Here is a 15,763-nt window from a genome sequence, read left to right on the forward strand (position 1 = left end):
ATCTTCCAAATGGCTATGTTAGAATCTGCGCTGTATTGCCTGAGTCAAAAGCGTTCATAGTTCGAAAATGGGAAGAGAATGCCCGTAAAAAGCTCAACGCTAAAGACCGTTCGTGATAGCTAGTTTTCACGCTAAGATTTGATTTAGCCGCTAAATTTGTAACGCCTAGCAGGATCGCTGGGCTAGCTGTACTTTTTCAAAATCTGCATACAAGGATGTTTTACGCAGTGTCCTCTACTACTTTCCCTCCGTACTCTATAAATCAAAACCACGTCATAAAATCCGTGCAAGCTTTCGGTTGTACGTTTTTTATTTCTGAATATCGTATTAATTGGAAGGATATACCGAAAGGTTCCCTTCTTGGCCGATAGACTGTCGGTATCAATGCGATGGAGTTTACAAATGGATGATCGAGATCTGACTGAAGGTCAGCGCCGTGCGCGTAAAGCATTAGCCGATGAGGCAGGACCTTTAATTGTTGACGCGTTGAACGATCCAAAAACGATTGAAGTGATGCTGAACCCTGATGGAAAGCTCTTTAAAGAGCGTCTGGGTGAGCCAAAAACTCATATCGGCAATATCGGCCCTCACCAAGCGTTCTCTATTCTGTCTAGGGTCGCCGGTTATCTTCAGAAAGAAATTACCCGCTCGTCTCCAACACTGGAAGGCGAGTGGCCTCTGGATAACAGCCGCTTCGCTGGCATGATTCCTCCAGTAGTCCAGGCCTCATGTTTTGCTATTCGTAAAAAAGCCATAAGAGTCTTCACGCTTGATGACTACATTGAGCAAGGCGTAATGACGCTTGCTCAAGTTGAGTACATTCGAAAAGCGTTACGCGAACATAAAAACATCATCATTTCTGGCGGTACTTCTTCCGGCAAGACCACTGCCGTAAACGCTGTTATTCAAGAAAAGGCGCTCATATTCCCTAGCGAACGGGTATATGTGATCGAAGATACCGGTGAGTTACAAATCAAAAGTGACAATTACGTTCAGACGCATACCAGCGATGACGTATCTATGACTGCGCTTTTGAAGATTGCATTGCGCTTTGCGCCTGACTGCATACTGGTTGGTGAGGTGCGCGGCCCCGAGGCTCTGGACCTGCTTGATGCGTGGAATACGGGGCATCCTGGCGGTGTTTGTACGCTTCATGCGAACTCTGGAAGTGAAGCGTTACCGCGCCTTGTTTCGCTTGTTTCCCGCCATCCATACGCTCCCCGCGATATAGAGCCTTTGGTAGCTAATGCTGCCCAAGTCATCGTCCACATCGCTAAGACTCCTCAAGGGCGTCGAGTACAAGAAATCCTCGAAGTCACTGGTTATGAGAGCGGTCAGTTTCATTATAGGGCGGTGTGCTGATGAGCCAAGCACATACACGTATCTGCTTTGAAGCCCGGCTTTCTACGCACGCGGCAAGCGGTGCGCTAACTAATTTGGCAGCGTTGGGCATGAAACACCCTCGCTCGTCAAAGGGCAGTGAGTCGCTAGGCAAGGCGGCTCCGGTAGTTGCTCACATTGCCAGCACTCCTGACAGGCCTAGTGTACCGGATACCTCACAGGTCGCCGGCTCCGCGAGGGCTGTTTCATTTTTTAAAATCATCTAAGGATCTCTTCTGATGCAAGCAATCGCCTCACAAGGTTTTAACATCAACCGCAGTGTCTTGAGCTACCTAGGCCTATTTCTCATTGTCGCTGTAGTCATGAGTGTTCCTGAACATGCCTACGCGTCAGTCGGAACGGGCGGCAGTTTGCCTTATGAAAGCTGGCTAACAAGCTTACGGAATTCAGTTACGGGTCCTGTAGCGTTCACGCTGTCAATTATCGGTATTGTTGTGGCAGGTGGGGTTCTGATTTTTGGTGGTGACTTGAATGGTTTCTTCCGTACGCTGATTTTCCTTGTACTAGTAATGGCTCTGATTGTTGGGGCAAACAACGTCATGAGTGGCCTGTTTGGACAGGGCGCTGAAATTGCTTCTGTTACTAGCTGCCTTCAGGTAGCAACCAGGACTGCGTGAAATGGAAGACATTCGCAAGATTTCTATACGTCGCGTCGGTAACCGGAACAGCTTATTCATGGGTGGGGATCGTGAATTAGTGATGTTTTCCGGCGTAGCTGCTTTTGCACTGATATTCAGTGCTCAAGAGCTGCGGGCGACTGTAGTCGGAATTTTGCTATGGATCGGAGCGTTAATAACGCTCCGAATCATGGCAAAGGCGGACCCAAAAATGCGTCATGTCTACCTTCGCCATCGCCGCTACAAAAGCTATTACCCAGCGCGTTCTACTCCGTTCCGAATCAATCCCACTAGCCAAGGGAAACAATACAAATGATGGAGTTAATTACATATGCCATCGCCGCCCTGGGCGCAGTAATGATTCTTGTGCTTTACCTCAATATTTACCGGGTAAAGCGCGAGGAAAGTCTAAAAAAACATCGTTCAACAGACGCTGGACTGTCAGATCTCTTGGTTCATGCTGCTGTTGTAGACGATGGTGTAATTGTCGGTAAAAACGGCTCACTCATGGCTGCTTGGCTCTACAAAGGTGATGACAACGCATCTAGTACAGCACACCAGCGTGAGATTGTATCCGCTCGCATTAACCAAGCCTTCGCTGGCCTTGGTAATGGCTGGATGATTCATGTTGATGCTGTACGTCGTGATGCGCCGAAATACATCGAGCGTGGCCGCTCAAAGTTTGGAGATCCCCTAACCGAGGCGATAGACGAGGAACGCCGTAAGCTCTTTGAGTCATTAGACACAATGTACGAAGGTTACTTTGTGCTGACAGTGACCTATTTCCCGCCTGTCCTGGCTCAGCAAAAATTTGTTGAGATGATGTTTGATGACGACGCTCCGAAGTTGGATCGCAAGAGCCGAACTCATCAGATTATCGAGACGTTTAAGCGTGACATTAGGAATATGGAAGGTAGTTTGTCATCTGTCCTGAAAATGACACGCTTAAATCGGAGTGATATAGAGCAAGAAGATGGCCGTAAATTATCTTATGACGACTTTCTGTCATGGCTACAGTTTTGCGTAACTGGCATTCAACAGCCGGTCATTCTTCCTTCGAACCCGATGTACCTTGACTGCATTATTGGTGGAAAAGAATTCTTCGGCGGTGTTATTCCACGAGTAGGGCGTAACTATATCCAGGTTGTTGCTATAGAAGGATTTCCACTGGAGGGATATCCCGGCATTTTATCAGCCTTAGCTGAGCAACCTTGTGAATATCGCTGGTCTTCACGCTTTATTTTCATGGACACCCATGAAGCATTAAGGCACTTAGAGAAGTTTCGTAAAAAATGGCGTCAACAAGTACGAGGCTTTTTTGAGCAAGTCTTTAACACGAACTCTGGCAATATCAACCAAGACGCCCTTTCGATGGTCCAGGACGCCAATGATGCTATTGCTGAAGTTAATAGTGGCCTTATTGCGCAAGGATATTACACAAGCGTCGTTGTGATCATGGATGAAGACCGGATGCGATGCGAGGCGTCTGCTCGTTCAATCCAAAAAGCAATAGAACGGATTGGTTTTGCTGCTCGTATTGAAACGATAAATTCTATCGATGCCTATCTTGGTAGTATTCCAGGCCACGGAGTTGAGAACGTTCGTCGTCCCTTAATTAATACGATGAACCTAGCGGACCTTTTACCAACCAGTACGATCTGGACTGGCAGTGCAGAAGCACCATGCCCCATGTATCCGCCTCAGTCCCCGCCACTAATGCACTGTGTAACTCACGGAGCTACACCTTTCCGGTTAAATCTGCATGTACGAGATCTAGGCCACACGTTCCTTTTTGGCCCTCCTGGATCTGGTAAGTCCACATTGCTTGCAATCCTGGCCGCACAGCTTCGCCGTTATCCTGAAATGTCCATCTTTGCTTTTGACAAGGGCATGTCCTTATATCCTCTGACCGCAGGTATTAATGCCACGACTGAAGGCCGGACAGGAAAGCATTTCATGGTAGCCGGTGACGATGAAAAATTATCGTTTGCCCCTCTTCAATTTCTAGCGACTAAAAGCGACCGCGCTTGGGCGATGGAGTGGATCGAAACCATTCTGGTACTCAACAAAGTAGAAGTTGATCCCGAACGGCGGAAGGCGATTGCGACTGCGGTTATGTCACTTTACCGCTCATCACAAGAAGGCAAAAAGAATACAACCTTAAGTGACTTCTGCTATGTGTGCCAAGACGAACAGATCCGCTTAACACTCCAGCCATATACTGTAGATGGCAACATGGGGCATTTGCTTGATGCTACCGAGGACGGACTATCACTAACTGATTTCACAGTTTTTGAAATTGAAGAGCTAATGAACATGGGCCAAAAATTTGCGCTCCCTGTTTTGCTCTATCTGTTCCGTCGAATCGAACGCTCTCTAAGAGGGCAGCCAGCAGCAATCATCCTAGACGAAGCATGGTTGATGTTGGGGCATCCAGAGTTCAGAGAAAAGATTCGTGAATGGCTGAAAGTTCTGCGTAAAGCTAACTGCATTCTTATCTTAGCAACTCAAAGCCTTTCTGATGCGGCTAACTCTGGAATCCTGGATGTTCTGGTTGAAGCTACTGCAACTAAGATTTTCCTTGCTAACCCATTTGCCCGTGATGAAGAAACTTCCAAGCTTTATACCCGTATGGGCCTGAACGCTCGGCAGATCGAAATCGTAGCAACGGCAGTAGCTAAGCGGCATTACTACGTTACGTCCGAAAACGGTCGTCGCCTCTTTGATCTTGCTCTGGGGGCTTGCCCCATGTCCTTAGCCTTTGTCGGTGTTTCGGACAAAGACTCAATAGCCATGATTAAAAATCTTGAACGTAAATATGGCTACGCATGGGTAGATCACTGGCTGGAAAGCAAAAGACTTCAGCCTCTTAATCTAGGAGTTGCCGCATGAGTAACTGGAAGCGTTTTTTCTTCAAGCAACAACCACAAAGCACGGATCCTTTGGATCCGCGACGCGGTGAGCCGCTAGTGGGTGGCCGCCGTCAAGGTGAGAGCGAAAATCCTTACCTGGCTGCTAGGCGTACCTGGAATGACCACGTTGGTAGCGTTGTAGCGTCACGAATGGCATGGCAGGTTATGGGACTCCTTTGCTTGATGATCTCCCTCGCGGCGGTTGGTGGATTGATATATATCGGAAGCCAAAGCAAGTTCATCCCGTACATCGTTCAAACTGACAAGTTAGGCGCAGCCGTTGCGTTCGGTCGTGCTGACCAAACTTCCACTGTCGATCAGCGAGTCATTCAAGCCCGTATCGCCAGTTTTATTGCTGATGCGCGTCTTGTGACGCCTGACATTAGCTTGCAGCGTGCCGCTGTATTTCGTGTGTACGCCGTGCTGTCTTCTAATGATGCCGCAACAAAGAAAATGAATGAGTGGCTAAACGGCACACCGGAGTCGCGGCCTTTCACCCGCGCAGAAACTGAGACGGTCAGCGTCGAAATCAAATCTGTTCTTCAACAAACACCAGAGACGTACCAAGTCGATTGGGAAGAAACGACTCGGGACCGCTCGGGTTCACTGAAAAAAGCTCCTGAACTGTGGCGAGCCATGGTGACGGTGTATCAGGCCGAAACCAACCCAGCCGTTTCCGAACAAGAACTGATGATGAATCCGATTCGGCTATTCGTCCGCGATTTTTCCTGGTCAAAACCACTCTAAAGGGGCCAACTAATATGAAACAGAAACTCCTTGCAGTAACCCTTGCCAGCTTGGCCTTGGCCCCTGTATGTGCTCAGGCAGACAATGCTGCCGATTTGTATTTCTCGACCAATCCCAACCCGGTTTTGACTGCAAATGAAAAGGCCGCAATTGCCATTTCTCAGAAGTGGGCTAAAGCGAGCGCTACAGGGATCAAGCCAGTAGATGGGGGTGATGGGACGGTTCGTTTCATTTTCGGCGCACAACAACCAAGTATTGTTTGTGCTGTTCTCCAGGTATGCGATGTAGCTCTTCAGGCTGGTGAACAAGTCAACTCAATTAACCTAGGCGATACCGCTCGCTGGACAGTAGAACCTGCTATTACCGGCGTAGGCGAATCTGAAATTTTGCATCTTATTATCAAACCTCAGGATGTAGGTTTGGAAACAAGCCTAGTTGTCACAACAAATCGGCGCACCTATCACCTAAAACTTCGCTCACACCGGACAGAGTACATGCCACAAGTCGCATTTACCTATCCAGAAGATGCGCTTGCCAAATGGGATCTAATTAAGAAGCGCGAACAAACAGAGCGAAAGCGGAAAACTATTCCGCAAACAGGGGAATACCTGGGCGACCTGTCGTTTGATTACGAGGTTTCTGGCAACGCGAATTGGAAACCCGTTCGAGTTTACAACGATGGACGTAAAACCATCATTGAAATGCCTAAAGCTATTAGCCAGAAAGATGCACCAACTCTAGTTCTTCTGACTAAAGAAGCCGGCTGGTTCCGCGATGAAGAAATAGCTCAGGTCAATTATCGCATTCAAAATAATAGATACATCGTCGATTCGGTATTTGACCGGGCAATTCTCTGGGCCGGCGTGGGTAAGTCGCAAGATCGCGTAACGATCACAAGGGAGAAGTAATAGATGAAAAAGATCATCTTTGTATGTCTTCTCGCCGGTCTTGCAGGCTGTGCGTCTAACTCACAATACGGGAATTTTGCAGAAGGCAGTTCGCCAATTACCAATAAACGCTTAGCTGATGATTCAGTCAAGCAACTGTTAGCCACTTTCCCGCCTGCTAGCACACGTTTCAATGTTGGACAGCCAGTAGAGGACTCCTACGGTAGGGCACTTACATCATCGCTGCGCGTGAAAGGCTATTCCCTCATGGAGTACAGACCTGATGTGAAATCAGGCGAATCGGCACAGCCCGCAAGTTCGGGAAAAGAACTGCGGTATGTCGTGGACAATTTATCAGGCACCAACCTTTACCAAGTATCTCTGCTGATTGGGAAGCAATCCCTAAGCCGTGCCTATGTGCTTCAGAACAATACCGTTCTGCCGGCTGGCCCCTGGGTAATGAAGCAGGAGTGATCGATGAGTACTGTTAATCAAGATCAAATGTCTCCAGATACATCGCCTGGAAAATTGGCAAAGTTTGCAGGGGTCCGAAAGGTAAATAATTGGCCCATGATCATTGCTGGCTCGGCGCTAGTGATCTTTTTGGGGATCATGGCTCTTGTCGCTGCGGATCGAGCTGCCAAGCAGAATGAAAAAGCTCAGGAAAAAGAAAAGGAAGTCCTAAGTAGCTCTACGTTTGCTAAAGATATTGCGGGAGGCCCTGAAGCTGGAATCATTCCTGATGCTACTGCACTGCCACCTGTAATGCCTAAACTGGACAATACTCTTCCTGCGGAAAAGAAACCTGATGCTCCTGCTGTAGCTGTGGTTCGACCCAGCGAAGACCTCACTGCACCACCTACGCCGCCCGGTTATGCTCCAGCGACTCAAGTAGCTGTGGACCCAGCGCTTGAACAGATCAAGCAGATGAAAACACAACAACTATTTGATGCTGTGAAAGCCAAAACACGCGTATCTGTTGACCAAACAGCTAGCTATTCCTCAGGTTCCTCACGCTCTAATTCATCTGCCCCTACCTCAAACGAAGACGCCCTGGCTCGTATCGCGGCTGCGCGAGCAGAGTTGAACAACCGCAAATACCAAGACCCAACTCAAGCCTACAAACAACAGTTGGCAGCAATTCGGGGTGAAAGTGGCGGTAGTAGCAATAGAGGCATGGGTGGATCTTCTTCCGATGATTCGCCTTTCTTAGTCAACGCATCCAATAGTTCACGTAATAGTTACGATCAGTTTGATAACGCCAGTGGCAAAGATCGTTGGGAGCTGAAATCAACACAAGAGGCACCCAAGACGCCGTATGTCATCCAGGCAGGATTTGTAATCCCTGGCATTATGATTACAGGCATCAATTCAGACTTGCCTGGACAAGTGACTGCACAAGTAGCTCAGGATGTTTCTGATACACCTACAGGAAAATGGGTGCTGGTCCCTCAGGGTACGCGCTTAGTAGGAACCTATGGCAGCGATGTAGCTTATGGTCAAAACCGTGTAATGGTTGCATGGCAGCGCCTAGTTTTTCCAGACGGAAAGACAATGGATATAGGCTCCATGCCTGGAGCAGACAGCGCTGGATATTCTGGTTTCCATGACCTGACAAACAATCATTTATTACGGCTGTTTGGTAGTGCGTTCCTAATGTCTGGCATTACGGCAGGTATTTCATTAAGCCAAGACAGTAGTAGTGGATACGGACAAGAAACTGCTAGCAGCGCAATGAGTGAAGCCTTAGGCCAGCAACTCGGCCAAGTCACGTCTGAACTTATACGTAAAAACCTCAACGTCTCGCCAACGCTAGAAATCCGTCCAGGATATCGTTTTAACGTGACCGTAACGAAAGACATGGTTTTTTCAAAGCCATATAAAGCCTTCGATTATTGATTGACTCCAAGAGAATAAGGGTAAGCAATATGAAAAGAACTTTAGCCGCTAAAAAGACTGGCCTAGCTGTCTTTGTACTGAGCGCTATCATCGGGGGACCTGCTCTTGCAGGTATCCCTGTTATTGACGGATCTAACTTATCGCAAACGACGATTAGTGCCATCCAAAATGTTGCAATGCAGTTAAAGCAGCTCGAACAGTATGCACAACAAGTCTTGCAATATAAAACTCAGCTAGATCAGCTTGAAGATCAGATAAGAAACACAGCCGCTCCGGCAGCTTATCTTTGGGACCAAGTAAACGACATCACAAAAAAGATTGTTGCTGCGCAAGACATGGTGGACTACTACAGCAACCAAGCTGGTTCCCTGGAGGCTTATTTAGATAAGTATAAAAATACAAGCTACTACTCTTCCTCGCCTTGCTACGCATTACCCGGAGGTTGTACGGAGTCACAGGCCGCAGCTAACGAAGCTCAACAGCGAGCGAATAATAATGCAATGCAGACTATTTCATTGCAGCAAAAGCAGTTACAAACAGATGCCTCTAATCTGACACAACTACAAGCCCAGGCTCAGTCTGCAACAGGCCGTATGCAGGCGATGGGATATGCAAATCAGATTGCAAGTACTCAAGCTAATCAATTGATGCAAATCCGCTCGCTTTTGTTGGCACAGCAGCAAGTACTTACCGCGCAATCAATGGCTCAACAAAATAGAGAAGCGCAACAACAAGCAGCAGATAAATCTGCTACCGCAGGTAATTTCGTCAAATCTGAAGATACAGGTTGGTAACTTTCCAATATGAAGAATATATCTTTGTTTTTGTGTGCGTTGGCTTTAAGTCTGGGAGTAGTTGGGTGCAAAGAGGATAAAGAGCCTATTCAAGATTATAAATGTAGTGATATTCAAAATATTAAAGACAAATCTCAACAAGACAAGATGAGAATGAAGTGTGGAATGGGTGTTAATTCATTTCATAGAAGTAACGACAAGGGGTGGTAAGAAAACTCATGAGAATGTCAGTCAATTGGAAAATAGCAGCCATTCCATTGTTCATTTGGCTGGCGTTCTATTCTATCGATGCAAACGCCGCCATTAATAATGGGGAGATGTTGAATAGTGTTCTCCAAAAATATTCAGACGCTTCCGAAAAATGGGCTGTTGTAATTACAGCCGCTGCTTCCCGGCTGTTTTGGACACTTACAGTTATATCGATGTGTTGGACGTTCGGCTTACTGGCCTTACGCAAAGCTGATATCGGTGAGTTTTTTACGGAAGCAACAAAATTTATAATATTTACGGGTTTTTTTTGGTGGTTACTAGTAAACGGTCCAGATATTGCCGAAAGTTTTATAAACTCTTTAAAAGAGTTAGGAGCCTCGGCTGCGGGCCTAAACACTAGTACAAAATCAATCGCTCCTAGCGGAATCATAGATGTTGGGTTCGAGATCTTTTACAAAATTTGCGAGCAATTTTCTGGTTGGTCTCCAGTAATGAGTGCTTGCTTATTTATAGAAGCCATTATTATTCTAGCTATTCTAGCGATTGTCGCTGTAAATATGCTGATTCTATTAATTTCAGCCTGGGTCCTTTCCTACGCAGGAATATTTTTCTTAGGTTTCGGTGGTTCTCGCTGGACCTCTGATATAGCTATCAATTACTACAAAACAATTCTAGGTATATCCGCGCAACTTTTTACAATGGTCCTTATTGTAGGAGTAGCGAAAACCTTCCTAATGGATTATGCAAATAATATGTCCGAGGAAATTACGCTCGCAGAAATGGGCGTAGTTTTAGTTGCAGCTCTTATATTACTACTATTAGTTGACAAACTTCCTGGAATGGTCGCTGGCATAGTTGGTGGGGCAGGAGCGGGAGCGGGAACAAGCTTTGGTGCAGGTGCGGCTATTGGGGCGATGGGAGCTGCTGCTGCCGCAATGGCTACCAGCGGCGCGATGATGGCTTCTGCTGCTAAAGGCATAGCCGCAAATGCACAAGGAGGAGGGCAAGCTTTAGCCGCTGCCTTCAAAGCGGCATCTGCCGGCGAAGGTGGTGCTGCTGGTGGTTCAGCCAGTCAGTTGTTGAGCGCGACCAATAGTATTTATGGTGGCGGTGACAGTCCCAGCTCTTCTAGTAGTAGCTCTACTCCATTGAGTGAAGCTATGGGCTTTGGCGGTACTTCTTCCGGTGGTGGTGAAGGCGGTGGTAGTTCCTCCAGCGGCAGTGAAAGCGATGGTGGCTCCTTCAGCGGTGGTGAAAGCGGTGCCGGCTCCTCCAGCGGTGGTGAAAGCGGTGGCGGCTCCTCCAGCGGTGGTGAAAGCGGTATTGGCTCCTCCAGCGGTGGTGAAAGCGGTATTGGCTCCTCCAGCGGTGGTGAAAGCGGCGGGTCAAGTGCAGGAAGCAAGATTGCTCAGGCCGCTAGGATTGGCTTGGGTACTGCTAGCAATCTGGCTAAGGGAGTCGGGCAAATGGCAAATAACAAGAAGAATGAACTGAAAGACTCTTGGAATGAAAGTGTTAGTAAAACAGCAGGCGGCAAGTTAGCTGCGGAAATTAACAATCCAGGTGGCAAAGCCAGGGAGCGCTCAGAAGATCAACTTCTTGCTAAATATGATGCGGCAAAAGCCAGTGAAGACCGCTCTGAAAGACTTGCTAAAGCCAACGATTATTTTAGTTCTAGTACGGTTGATGGAAACAACAGTATTGGTCCATCCAGCTCCGATCTGGATGATGAAATAAACGAATTCGTAAACAGGGCTTAAAGGTAAAAACAATGAAACATAACTTGATTTCAGCCGTGCTAATTGGATGCGTACTAACTGCATCTGTCCCAGCCTACGCAAAAGATCCTTGCGAAACTGTTTTATGTATGTGGGGCAAGCTGCAAGGAGAGAACCCTTCAGAGTGCAGCTCCGCTGTCGGTGACTACTTTGATATTATTAAGAAAAAGCACGGTGATATTCGTTGGAGTTCAACTGCAAACGCTCGGCAACAATTCTTGGATAGTTGCTCCCAAGCGGATCCTGACAAAACTAAAATGATCAATGATAAGTTTGGCCGTATGCGTGGCTAAGTAGGAGCATCAAGATGCCGTTCGTTGATTTGCCTCCCGCTCAAGAAGAACGAGTTGTATGCTCGATCATAGCGGCGGTGAAATATGAGCTACCGGCCAATATTGTTCTTGCTGTGGCAGCTCAAGAGGGCGGCAAGCCTGGGCAATGGAATCAGAATAAAGATGGGTCATGGGATGTTGGCCCACTACAATTCAATACTAAATATCTCGAAGATCTGAAGCGATACGGCATTACTGCTAATGATGTAGAGAAAGCCGGCTGTTATCCTTATGAACTAGCCGCATGGCGTATACGCGGCCACGTTCTAAATGACAAAGGTGATCTTTGGACTCGGGTAGCTAACTACCACTCCAGAACCCCGGATAAAAATGCGATTTATCGCCGTCTAGTTATGAAGCGTGCTTCAACCTGGGCTGACTGGCTGGAAGCTCGATTTAAAACATATGCCGTAACGCAAAAAACTGTGGTTTTAGGCCAGGTTAGGCAAGAAGCTCTAGCGGCCTCAATAGGGCCTGCGACCGCTGCGATTGAGCCTGCTCAGAAACCCGCCGAGATAGTCGCTCAGCCAGCGTATAAGCCTGACTACGCAAAGTCATCACCTAGTAAAAGCTACGCCAAGACTGAATATATTCCTCGAACGCTTCTTAACGCCTCGAAATAAAGACAAATCCTGATCTATATAATTACTTTATTGGAATATTTATTTGCGTGCTCATTGTATAAAAAATAAGAATTTTTACATTCCAGACGGCACTTTAGAGCTTATTAAATGGTTAGCTCTTGCTTTAATGACGGGAGATCATATTAATAAATATTTATTTAATGAGACCCTGCCGTATCTGTTTGAGGCTGGCAGAGTCGCCATGCCGCTCTTTGTATTTATCTTGGCGTATAACCTTTCAAGGCCCCAAATATCTTCCGATGCATTTCATAGAACTAGCAAAAGGCTTTTTGTATTTGGAATTATAGCAACTGTTCCATTTATAAAGCTTGGATCTCTATATTTAGGGTATTACCCTTTAAATATATTGTTCTGTTTGCTCGCTGTTACTTTATCTATAAAACACATCAAGAAACTAGAGGAGGGGAGTGACACTACTAGAAACTTGCTTTTAGCTTTCATTATTTTCATTGTTGGAGGCTCATTAGTCGAGTTTTGGTGGCCTGCCGTTACTCTAGGCATAGCTTTCTGGTGGTTTTGCCGGGGACCGGGACTGGTTAGACTGATTCCAGTAGTTGGATCACTACTACTACTCAGTCCTATCAATGGCAACTTGTGGGCTTTTGCAGCTCTACCGACGTTTCTACTACTTTCACGCATAAAGCTTAAAGTACCTCGTCTAAAGTGGCTTTTTTATGTCTATTACCCACTTCATCTAACGGTGCTTTTATTGATAAGGATCCCAATGACCAAAGCCGGCTATTTGTTTTTCTAGCAATGCCTTACTAGTGAACAAATTGCTGAGTTCTACAGCGAAGGTGCATTGCCTGACGCCCGAGCCGCTTAATAGTAGTCAACAGCTAGGCTCCCGAAACGGGAGCTTAGTGCTACCAGTTTAACCTAGTGCTTTACATACAAAATCTATTAGCCACAAATTTTTGATAGTTTTCGAAAATGTAATTGTTGCGAGAAATGTCGTGACTATTAGGGTGTACTCCAGCGGTCACACTTATAAATGGCGTTATGGCCTATCATTAAATAGGCATATAGACTTAAACAGTCACACCTTTATACGAATAACCCAAACGAATACAAACTATAATGTTTGTACGTGCATATCTACGAGCTTCAACTGAAGAGCAGGATGCCTTTCGAGCGTTAGCAGACCTGGAGCAGTTTGCTGCTCACTTCGGCAAAACTATAGCAAGTGTCTACTCTGATAACGAATCAGGCGTCCGCCTCGATAGGCCGGACTTGATGAGACTACTCAGGGATGCAAAAAAAGGAGACATACTACTGATTGAAGCTATTGATCGCTTGTCCAGGCTAAACGAAGAGAATTGGAAAAGCCTAAAAAGAGTTATTGATAGTAAAGGTCTGAAGATTGTTGTGCGCTTGCTGCCGACAAGTCATCGATGGATGACAGATGAGAAAACGGATCTACAGACTGAGCGTCTGCTTGGGATCATTAACGATCTGTTAATCGAAATAGGTGCTGCACAGGCTAACGCAGATTATGAGGTACGCCGGTATAGACAAGCCCAAGGAATCGCAACGGCAAAGGCTGCTGGTCTGTATAAAGGTAGGCCACAAAATATAAAAATAAAAGAGAAAGTATGGAGTTGCTTAGATTCCAAATTTTCGATACGAAAAACTTCTGATCTGTTGGGATGCTCTCCTACCACGGTCAAGCGCTACAATCGCGAATGGTTGACGACGCGAGGAACTGCTAACTAATTTTATCCCTTGGTCTGGGTATACCGAAGGAGAAAGCAAAGACTTAAGTAAAGCCATATCTGAAATGCTTGATAATTCTGAGAGGTTGGAGAAGCAATAATGAGGAAAGGTATCAAGGACTCCCCCCCCCTTTATCATGAGTAGCGATGTTAATCTACCTTTCCTACACATGCCTTTAAATAAAAAAACTTTGATAAGGTTTGGTTCTTGTACGTTAGTTCTATTAGTTTTCGTGATCATTTTTGCGCTCTTGGTTCATTACTTAATAGTTTTTGACCACGCTAACCCTGCTGGCTCTCTATTAGCATAATCGATTTCCGCTTATGTAATTATTGGAATTGCAAAATTTATTTTAGACTTTGAAAGATATTCATTAAAGCGTTTGACGCCAAGAGATAACAAGGAAATTGAAGACCTCATTAAACTATCCGATAATATCCGTAAATCTTATTGTGTGTAGGTAGAAAAAGATATGACTATCCGCAAACGTAACTCATGGGCTGCAGGTGAGCACTTTATTAAGGAGTATGAAGTTAGGCGAAAGACTGATAAGGAGTGTCAAAGCCTTCTAAATTTTTTGGACGATGCTTCGGCCAGCCGTGGAAAAAACTCTTCAGAAGAAAGTTTTAGCTAATTAGCGGTTGAGCTGTAGCTAGCCGCTGCTTTCTACGCTGTACTTGGCTTAATCACGGTAAATTGGGATGCTTTGAGCCTCACGCTTTACTTTTCCCCCGAAGAAGATCAGGCCTATTCCTTTAACTAAAAAATCAAGAGGGGGGAAGTGGCATCGTTGTGGAGCTGCATGCAAGAGCTATCCCTAAAAGCTGGGTAGCAATACAAGTATTTGCTACCCAGGTAATAGCAAGTTTCGATCTTTTGTCATACTTCCACATGAAAAATGCAGCCAAAACGAAGGCAACCGTTAAAAGCAAAAAAGTGGTTATTACGATTTAGCCGGCAGCATCAATATGAGCGTTCATTTTGCCTCCCACAGTTACTATTATTTAGAGCTTTCGCAGCGCTCGAAATAGCCATCTTTGACAGCTTGTGTCATTGCGCTAGGACCCTCGCCAGTAAAAGTAATGAAATAAGATACGCCTTCGATACAAACTTTATGAATTCTAATCAAGCTTCCTGTACTATCGTTGTATCTGAATTCCTTTACATCCTCTTTTGGTATTTCTTTTATCTCTAAGGCGGTTACCACACCGGGGAAAACAAACGCTGTGAGCATGATTATTTTTGACTTTTTAAGCATGAGGTTAGTCATTTAAATACCTTACTGATCGCTATACAAAATACTAGATAAAGGAGACGGGCAAGAATTCCAGCAAGCAAAAGAACCCACCACGTGGGCGTAAACCAGCCAACGCTATAAAAAAGAAATCGCTCATATCTTTTAACCGTAATGGCCCCTTTATGCGAAGCTGCACTGCACTGCTCTTGCCTTTCCATCCAATAAAAGCTAACCCTGCCTTTTTCAAGGCAACAAAAAACCCGCCGAAGCGGGTTCTTGTTGATCATACTCAACATCCTGTCGAGCTGCCATCCTGGCGACGATCAATCATCCTTGATCTCTCTGAGCACATCCTGTGCTGCAGTTGATGGGTGTAGCTTACGGGCTTCACCGAAGGTGCAACAGAGCAGCTTGCCGCTGTGCCGTGTAAGCCTTTAGCTATACCGATTGTGGAAATGGTAGGTGTGCTATTACAGCTGACTAAGAGCCGCTAACAAACCCCCCTTGAATCTAAGCCTGGCTATGTTCACGATAGAGGCATGAGACATCGCAAAGAGATTACGGCTGCGCTGTGGAAGCGCATCAAGCC

17 protein-coding genes are annotated in these 15,763 nt (G+C 46.1%); 15 read left to right on the forward strand and 2 right to left on the reverse strand.

All coding sequences use genetic code 11. The annotated features are described in order from the left end of the window. The first annotated feature begins 360 nt into the window (after positions 1-360). From trbB to IQ22_RS22145, 15 genes are all read left to right on the forward strand, one after another. Positions 361-1,362 (forward strand): P-type conjugative transfer ATPase TrbB, encoded by a 1,002-nt coding sequence (gene trbB / locus IQ22_RS22075; protein WP_244309384.1) that lies wholly within the window; start codon positions 361-363, stop codon positions 1,360-1,362. A 257-nt stretch (positions 1,363-1,619) separates the two neighbouring features. Next, entirely contained in the window at positions 1,620-2,018 is a 399-nt protein-coding gene (trbC, locus tag IQ22_RS22080; RefSeq protein WP_145145977.1) for a conjugal transfer system pilin TrbC, read from the forward strand. Between the two features lies 1 nt (position 2,019). Beyond that, the gene (locus IQ22_RS22085; protein WP_145145978.1) at positions 2,020-2,334 is read left to right on the forward strand and encodes a conjugal transfer protein TrbD; all 315 of its coding nucleotides are present in this window, start codon (positions 2,020-2,022) and stop codon (positions 2,332-2,334) included. Next, positions 2,331-4,910, forward strand: coding sequence for a VirB4 family type IV secretion/conjugal transfer ATPase (locus IQ22_RS22090; RefSeq protein WP_145145979.1), 2,580 nt, complete (start codon positions 2,331-2,333; stop codon positions 4,908-4,910). The genes IQ22_RS22085 and IQ22_RS22090 overlap by 4 nt, the downstream gene beginning before the upstream one ends. Then, positions 4,907-5,677 carry a VirB8/TrbF family protein gene (locus IQ22_RS22095; protein ID WP_145145980.1) on the forward strand — a complete coding sequence of 257 codons (771 nt, stop codon included), beginning with the start codon at positions 4,907-4,909 and terminating at the stop codon, positions 5,675-5,677. The genes IQ22_RS22090 and IQ22_RS22095 overlap by 4 nt, the downstream gene beginning before the upstream one ends. A gap of 14 nt (positions 5,678-5,691) precedes the next feature. Further along, a complete protein-coding gene (trbG, locus tag IQ22_RS22100; protein WP_145145981.1) occupies positions 5,692-6,585 on the forward strand; it encodes a P-type conjugative transfer protein TrbG in 894 nt (297 codons plus the stop codon). A 3-nt stretch (positions 6,586-6,588) separates the two neighbouring features. Then, the gene (locus IQ22_RS22105) at positions 6,589-7,038 is read left to right on the forward strand and encodes a conjugal transfer protein TrbH (RefSeq protein WP_145145982.1); all 450 of its coding nucleotides are present in this window, start codon (positions 6,589-6,591) and stop codon (positions 7,036-7,038) included. 3 nt (positions 7,039-7,041) lie between these two features. Then, entirely contained in the window at positions 7,042-8,463 is a 1,422-nt protein-coding gene (locus IQ22_RS22110) for a TrbI/VirB10 family protein (protein ID WP_145145983.1), read from the forward strand. A 29-nt stretch (positions 8,464-8,492) separates the two neighbouring features. Then, on the forward strand, positions 8,493-9,257 hold the full coding sequence (gene trbJ / locus IQ22_RS22115; protein WP_145145984.1) for a P-type conjugative transfer protein TrbJ: 765 nt from the start codon (positions 8,493-8,495) through the stop codon (positions 9,255-9,257). A 9-nt stretch (positions 9,258-9,266) separates the two neighbouring features. Then, positions 9,267-9,467, forward strand: coding sequence for an entry exclusion lipoprotein TrbK (trbK, locus tag IQ22_RS24205; RefSeq protein WP_145145985.1), 201 nt, complete (start codon positions 9,267-9,269; stop codon positions 9,465-9,467). 8 nt (positions 9,468-9,475) lie between these two features. After that, positions 9,476-11,227, forward strand: coding sequence for a P-type conjugative transfer protein TrbL (trbL, locus tag IQ22_RS22125; RefSeq protein ID WP_145145986.1), 1,752 nt, complete (start codon positions 9,476-9,478; stop codon positions 11,225-11,227). An 11-nt stretch (positions 11,228-11,238) separates the two neighbouring features. Further along, on the forward strand, positions 11,239-11,538 hold the full coding sequence (locus IQ22_RS22130; protein ID WP_145145987.1) for a TrbM/KikA/MpfK family conjugal transfer protein: 300 nt from the start codon (positions 11,239-11,241) through the stop codon (positions 11,536-11,538). Between the two features lie 14 nt (positions 11,539-11,552). Further along, positions 11,553-12,200 carry a lysozyme family protein gene (locus tag IQ22_RS22135; protein ID WP_145145988.1) on the forward strand — a complete coding sequence of 216 codons (648 nt, stop codon included), beginning with the start codon at positions 11,553-11,555 and terminating at the stop codon, positions 12,198-12,200. A gap of 43 nt (positions 12,201-12,243) precedes the next feature. Continuing rightward, a complete protein-coding gene (locus IQ22_RS22140) occupies positions 12,244-12,975 on the forward strand; it encodes a TraX family protein (protein ID WP_244309387.1) in 732 nt (243 codons plus the stop codon). Positions 12,976-13,301: 326 nt separating this feature from the next. Continuing rightward, a complete protein-coding gene (locus IQ22_RS22145) occupies positions 13,302-13,937 on the forward strand; it encodes a recombinase family protein (RefSeq protein WP_145145989.1) in 636 nt (211 codons plus the stop codon). 1,000 nt (positions 13,938-14,937) lie between these two features. On the opposite strand, the gene IQ22_RS22150 is transcribed toward IQ22_RS22145, so the two are convergent. Together IQ22_RS22150 and IQ22_RS22155 are read right to left on the reverse strand one after the other, a co-directional pair. Then, a complete protein-coding gene (locus IQ22_RS22150) occupies positions 14,938-15,207 on the reverse strand; it encodes a hypothetical protein (protein WP_145145990.1) in 270 nt (89 codons plus the stop codon). Next, the gene (locus IQ22_RS22155) at positions 15,204-15,461 is read right to left on the reverse strand and encodes a hypothetical protein (RefSeq protein WP_145145991.1); all 258 of its coding nucleotides are present in this window, start codon (positions 15,459-15,461) and stop codon (positions 15,204-15,206) included. The genes IQ22_RS22150 and IQ22_RS22155 overlap by 4 nt, the downstream gene beginning before the upstream one ends. Positions 15,462-15,763: the final 302 nt, after the last annotated feature.

Origin of the sequence: Pseudomonas duriflava (assembly GCF_007830155.1) — a bacterium.
GTDB lineage: Bacteria > Pseudomonadota > Gammaproteobacteria > Pseudomonadales > Pseudomonadaceae > Chryseomonas > Chryseomonas duriflava.

Bases quoted from the DNA above. Each gene is read 5' to 3' on its own strand.
- trbC (WP_145145977.1), top strand. From the start codon at position 1,620: ATGCAAGCAATCGCCTCACAAGGTTTTAACATCAACCGCAGTGTCTTG.
- IQ22_RS22085 (WP_145145978.1), top strand. From the start codon at position 2,020: ATGGAAGACATTCGCAAGATTTCTATACGTCGCGTCGGTAACCGGAAC.
- IQ22_RS22090 (WP_145145979.1), top strand. From the start codon at position 2,331: ATGATGGAGTTAATTACATATGCCATCGCCGCCCTGGGCGCAGTAATG.
- IQ22_RS22095 (WP_145145980.1), top strand. From the start codon at position 4,907: ATGAGTAACTGGAAGCGTTTTTTCTTCAAGCAACAACCACAAAGCACG.
- trbG (WP_145145981.1), top strand. From the start codon at position 5,692: ATGAAACAGAAACTCCTTGCAGTAACCCTTGCCAGCTTGGCCTTGGCC.
- IQ22_RS22105 (WP_145145982.1), top strand. From the start codon at position 6,589: ATGAAAAAGATCATCTTTGTATGTCTTCTCGCCGGTCTTGCAGGCTGT.
- IQ22_RS22110 (WP_145145983.1), top strand. From the start codon at position 7,042: ATGAGTACTGTTAATCAAGATCAAATGTCTCCAGATACATCGCCTGGA.
- trbJ (WP_145145984.1), top strand. From the start codon at position 8,493: ATGAAAAGAACTTTAGCCGCTAAAAAGACTGGCCTAGCTGTCTTTGTA.
- trbK (WP_145145985.1), top strand. From the start codon at position 9,267: ATGAAGAATATATCTTTGTTTTTGTGTGCGTTGGCTTTAAGTCTGGGA.
- trbL (WP_145145986.1), top strand. From the start codon at position 9,476: ATGAGAATGTCAGTCAATTGGAAAATAGCAGCCATTCCATTGTTCATT.
- IQ22_RS22130 (WP_145145987.1), top strand. From the start codon at position 11,239: ATGAAACATAACTTGATTTCAGCCGTGCTAATTGGATGCGTACTAACT.
- IQ22_RS22135 (WP_145145988.1), top strand. From the start codon at position 11,553: ATGCCGTTCGTTGATTTGCCTCCCGCTCAAGAAGAACGAGTTGTATGC.
- IQ22_RS22145 (WP_145145989.1), top strand. From the start codon at position 13,302: ATGTTTGTACGTGCATATCTACGAGCTTCAACTGAAGAGCAGGATGCC.
- IQ22_RS22150 (WP_145145990.1), bottom strand. From the start codon at position 15,207: ATGACTAACCTCATGCTTAAAAAGTCAAAAATAATCATGCTCACAGCG.
- IQ22_RS22155 (WP_145145991.1), bottom strand. From the start codon at position 15,461: ATGATCAACAAGAACCCGCTTCGGCGGGTTTTTTGTTGCCTTGAAAAA.